Source organism: Vagococcus sp., assembly GCF_036639995.1.
GTDB lineage: Bacteria > Bacillota > Bacilli > Lactobacillales > Vagococcaceae > Vagococcus.
The window spans coordinates 3233-8096 of record NZ_JAVWHO010000070.1 but is presented as its reverse complement, the minus strand read 5'-3'; the positions used below and the strand labels follow the sequence as shown (position 1 = coordinate 8096).

Sequence of the window (4864 nt, the reverse complement as noted above, 5' to 3'; positions counted from 1 at the left end):
TGTTCCAAAAGTATAATCTTTTAATAAATACAGCAAGTCTCTCTGATTAAATCAGGTTACTTGCTGTTTTTTTATTTTCCCATTATCTCTCTAATAATCTCTCTCAATACTGGCACAATATTCTCCTCAAATTCAGGATGATTTCTAAACCAACGAAAATTCAGCGGTGACGAATGAACAATTGGAAAATACTCAGGTAAATATTCTTGATAAGCTAACACCGTTTCCGTTAAATTTTTCTTCATTTTATTTTTTAGATAGTGCTTTTGGGCATAAGCTCCCATCAAAATAATTAACTCAACATCTGGCATCTCCTTTAAAAGATGCGGATGCCATTTATCAGCAAAATCTTTCCTTGGTGGTAAATCGCCTGTTTTAGCTTTTCCTGGAAAGTAAAAATCAAGTGGTAACACCGCAATTTTACCTGAATGATAAAACTCTTCTTCTGTGACACCCATCCACTCTCGTAACCTTTCACCACTTTTATCGCGAAAGACCTCTTCTTTTTCTTGTGTTTTAATGCCAGGTGCTTGCCCAATAATGACAATTTTTGCTTCCTCACTCGCTAAAAAAACGGGATTCCAACCTTTTTCTTGAAACGCCTGATTTTCTGAATCTATCATTATTTGTTCTCTAATCATCTCTATATTCGTCATAACATCACTCTTTTCCTTTGATTGACTGTTATCTTCTCTTTGAGTATAGCACATTCATTATCAACAATATGATAGAATAGAAAGAAACGAAGAAAGGTGATTTGATGAAACAATTTATTACAGAAACACATAAAGAAAAAGCAATTACTTCTTTAGAAAGACTTATTAAAGTGCCATCTTATTTACAAGATAGTGTTGACGGGGCCCCTTTTGGTCAGGACATTCTTGATTCTTTAACAGAGTGTTTGGCTTTATTTAAAGAAGAAGGCTTCTCGACTTTTATTGATCCAGATGGCTATTACGGTTACGCTGAAATTGGCGAAGGGACTGAAACGTTTGGTGTGCTGTGTCATTTAGATGTTGTGCCTGCTGGAGACGTCTCACTTTGGGACACACCTCCTTTTAAAGCTTCTGTTCGAGATGGCGCAATCTATGGTCGTGGAGTTCAAGATGACAAAGGTCCAACCATTGCAGCTCTTTACGCAGTGAAGTCATTACTTGACGCTGGTGTTACGTTAAATAAAAAAATTCGCTTTATTTTTGGAACAGATGAAGAAAATTTATGGCGTTGTATGGAACAATACCATCAAAAAGAACAAGGTATCGACATGGGGATTGCTCCTGATGCCAACTTCCCTGTGATTTACGCAGAAAAAGGACTCCTTCAATCTTATTTAACTGGTGTTGGTAGTTCTGATTTTACCTTTGAAGGTGGCGCAGCACTGAATGTTGTTCCTGATACAGCGACTTATACAGGTGAAAAGGCTGATGCTATTGCTGAGAGTTTAACACAGCTTGGTTACGAGTTTACTCAAGATGGTTCAACAATTAGTGTTAAAGGAAAAGCCATTCACTCTAAAGATGCACCTATTGGTATTAACGCTAATACTCGCTTAGCTGAAGCAATGATACCTCATTACGAACACCCAGCGTTACATTTACTAGGTGGTGTTATCAAAGATGATGCTAATGGGGTTAGTCTTTTAGGGGACGTGAGAGATGAAGCATCTGGGGCACTAACATTTAATGCAGCAACAGTTAGTATTTCTCCTCAAGAAACTAAAATTGGTCTTGATATCCGTATTCCTGTAACAATTGAAAAAGAACAATTAGCTCATGATTTAGCGGAGAAAACAAAAGAATTTGGCTTCGCTTATGAAGAATTTGACTTTTTAGATTCATTATATGTTCCTGTTGATTCTGAACTTGTGACCACTTTATTAGGTGCGTACCGCGACATGACGGGAGACATGCGTGAGCCGATGATTTCTGGTGGCGCAACTTTTGCTAGAACCATGGAAAATTGCGTAGCTTTTGGAGCCATGTTTGAAAAGACAAAAGACACCATGCATCAAGCCAATGAAGTTTGGCAATTAGATGAGATGGAAAAAACAATGGAAATTTACGCCGAAGCAATTTATCGTTTATGTGGCAAAAAATAAAATAACAAAAAAATCACTTCTAAAGTGGTTTTTTTGTTTTAAAAAGATAAGATTTAATCCTGTTAATAATCTATTGACATAGACTCATGAAAAAGATACATTTTAAGTTAGTATTAATAAACACTTAGGAGGTAAAATGAATGAATAGACGTAAAATAATATTAGATTGTGATCCTGGGCACGATGATGCAGTTGCTATTATGATGGCAGGTAGACATCCTTTCATCGATTTACTTGGTATTACTGTCGTTAAAGGCAATCAAACAATTGATAAAACAACTAAAAACGCTTTACATATATGCCAATACTTAGAAATTTTAGTTCCTGTCTTTCAAGGAATGGATCGACCAATGGTGATAGCATCTCCTCCAACTGAAGAGCGTATTCACGGAGAATCTGGTTTAGATGGTCCTGTTTTTGGTCCGTTAAAAAAAGAAGCTAAAGAGCTCCATGCCGTTGGTTTTCTAATCAGTACTTTAATGGCATCTAAAGGGGATATTACGCTTGTTGCTACAGGACCCTTAACTAATATTGCAATGGCTATGAGAATTGAACCTCGCATTATTCCAAAAATAGAAGAAATCATCTTAATGGGTGGCTCTTATCAAATGGGAAATGTAACACCAGCTGCAGAATTCAACATTTTTGCAGACGCTGAAGCTGCTTTTGTTGTTTTTGAAAGTGGTGTAAAAGTAACGATGTGTGGCTTAGATATCACTCGAAAAGTATTATGTACAACGGATATTGTTAAAAGGATGAGCACTCATACTAATCCTGCCTCTAAACTTTTTTCAGATTTAATGTCATTTTTCATAGAAAGTCAAAAAAGAACTTTTGGGTGGGAAGGTGCCCCGCTTCATGACCCTACTACAATCGCTTATTTAATTGATCCTTCTGTTTTAACGTTAAAAGAAGCTCACACAGATATTGAGATTCGCAGTGAACAAAGCTACGGCCGAACTAACTGTGACCTTTTCCATCTAACTGACAAACCTTTTAACTCAAATATTGCGACAGATATTGATGTTGATAAGTTTTGGGATATTGTTGAAAATTGTATTAAAATGTACAGTGACATTAACCTAAATGAATACACTCTTTAAATTTAAAAGCATGTTACTTTATTGATTTTCAACAAGTAACATGCTTTTTATGTTTGCTAAAAGGTTAAAAGTAATTGGTGTAGTTTCTCAACTGTTTGAACAATAACTAAGGGTGACACACTTTCAATTTCCTCTTTTGTTCCGTAACCATAAAGAACAGACACACAAAGGACTCCTACTTCTCTAGCACCTAATACGTCATGCTCTTTGTCTCCTATCATCCAAACGTTATCACTTTTTTCATCAAATGAGACTTCTCTTAAAGCTTCCTTTATCACGGCTCTTTTTGTATTTCTAATGTCACCTTCACCACTACCCACAATCAATGTAAAATAATGAGTATAGTTAACATGTTGCAAAATTTCTTCCACCAAATGTTGTGGTTTTGATGACGCGACTCCTAAAATATAGCCTTTTTCTGATAGTTCTTTTAACATATGCTCAATTCCTTGATATGGTTTACCTTCATACAAACCAACAGGATGATAACGTTCATGATAAAATGTGACAGCTTTTTTTGCTTCTTCTTTTGTTAAATCAAAATATGACATAAACTGCTCCAATAAAGGAGGACCTATAAGCACTCTTAAATCTTCTGAAGTTTGCTCAGGTAATCCCATCTTTTCAATAGCGTAATGGAGCGAGTTTATAATTCCCTCACCTGATTCAATCAAGGTACCATCTAAATCAAATAAAATAATTTTTCTCACTAAATTTTCTCCTCTAGCATTTTTTCAATTGCTCCAAAATAATCACGTTTAGTAACAACCTCTTGATTTTCTCGGTACCATTCCCACGATTCTCTCAAGCCTTCTTTCATGTCTATCGTTTCGCCAATAACTGCTGTTTGATTTGACACATCAAGAATGTATTCGTAATTTGGAAAACTAAAATAACTTGACTGAGGTACATCACTGCTTACTTCAATGAATTCAACAGATTCACCTACTACGTCATAACACATCTCTACCCACTCTTTAATCGTCACTGTGACTTCATTTCCAACGTTATAAATCTTCTCCACAGGTTTAGTTTCGAGTAATTTATCGACCAATTTACAAATATCATTCATATGAATAAATTGAAGAATCATATCACCTGAGCTTGGCAGATAAAATGGACGTTTAGAAGTCGCACAATCAAAAACAAACGCTTCACGGTATGCATTATTATATGGTCCATAAATATAGGCAGGTCTTAAAATATAAGCTTGCGGCACTCTTTTAGCGAGAATTTCTTCTGCCTCGATTTTGTTTGTTCCATAAGATTGCCAATATTTGTTTGCTCCAACTTGTTGTGTTTCTTTAAAAGGTTGGCTCAAAGTTTCTGGATAAACTGCACTTGTACTGATAAAAATATACTCTTTAATCTCGGGTAGAGCATCTAACAGTAAACTCACTTCTTCTCCAGTATAAGAATTAGCATCAATCACCACATCAAATGAGTAATTTGATAAAGTCGCTCCTAAGTTATAACGGTCTGCTTCTATCAATGTAACACCTTTAGGCTGTGGATGGTTATTACGATTTAGAACGTAAACATCTTCTTTCTTTGAGACAAAATATTCAGCTAAGGTTCGGCTAACAAATACCGTTCCACCTGTTATTAGTATTTTTTTCATCACGTTCTCCTTTTACTTTTCATTGTCTTCTATTATAGCCTA

The 4864-nt window shown here is 35.6% G+C and carries 5 protein-coding genes; 2 read left to right on the top strand and 3 right to left on the bottom strand.

Annotation, left to right across the window (positions count from 1 at the left end; genetic code table 11):
* Positions 1-71: 71 nt before the first annotated feature.
* On the bottom strand, positions 72-656 hold the full coding sequence (locus tag RR554_RS11745) for a uracil-DNA glycosylase family protein (protein WP_332468105.1): 585 nt from the start codon (positions 654-656) through the stop codon (positions 72-74).
* Between the two features lie 104 nt (positions 657-760).
* On the opposite strand from RR554_RS11745, the gene RR554_RS11740 reads away from it, so the two are divergent.
* Complete coding sequence (locus tag RR554_RS11740) at positions 761-2098, top strand: M20 family metallopeptidase (RefSeq protein WP_332468104.1); 1338 nt, start codon at positions 761-763, stop codon at positions 2096-2098.
* Between the two features lie 140 nt (positions 2099-2238).
* Positions 2239-3201 carry a nucleoside hydrolase gene (locus RR554_RS11735; protein WP_332468103.1) on the top strand — a complete coding sequence of 321 codons (963 nt, stop codon included), beginning with the start codon at positions 2239-2241 and terminating at the stop codon, positions 3199-3201.
* A gap of 56 nt (positions 3202-3257) precedes the next feature.
* Here RR554_RS11735 and RR554_RS11730 read toward each other — a convergent pair whose 3' ends face one another.
* Positions 3258-3911: an HAD-IA family hydrolase gene (locus RR554_RS11730; RefSeq protein ID WP_332468102.1), complete on the bottom strand. Its 654-nt coding sequence runs from the start codon at positions 3909-3911 to the stop codon at positions 3258-3260.
* Positions 3911-4822 carry an NAD-dependent epimerase/dehydratase family protein gene (locus RR554_RS11725; protein WP_332468101.1) on the bottom strand — a complete coding sequence of 304 codons (912 nt, stop codon included), beginning with the start codon at positions 4820-4822 and terminating at the stop codon, positions 3911-3913. The genes RR554_RS11730 and RR554_RS11725 overlap by 1 nt, the downstream gene beginning before the upstream one ends.
* Between the last annotated feature and the right edge of the window lie 42 nt (positions 4823-4864).

What these genes read in the sequence shown, in the direction of transcription:
- RR554_RS11725 (WP_332468101.1), bottom strand. Translation starts at nt 4,822, where the DNA reads ATGAAAAAAATACTAATAACAGGTGGAACGGTATTTGTTAGCCGAACC.
- RR554_RS11740 (WP_332468104.1), top strand. Translation starts at nt 761, where the DNA reads ATGAAACAATTTATTACAGAAACACATAAAGAAAAAGCAATTACTTCT.
- RR554_RS11745 (WP_332468105.1), bottom strand. Translation starts at nt 656, where the DNA reads ATGACGAATATAGAGATGATTAGAGAACAAATAATGATAGATTCAGAA.
- RR554_RS11735 (WP_332468103.1), top strand. Translation starts at nt 2,239, where the DNA reads ATGAATAGACGTAAAATAATATTAGATTGTGATCCTGGGCACGATGAT.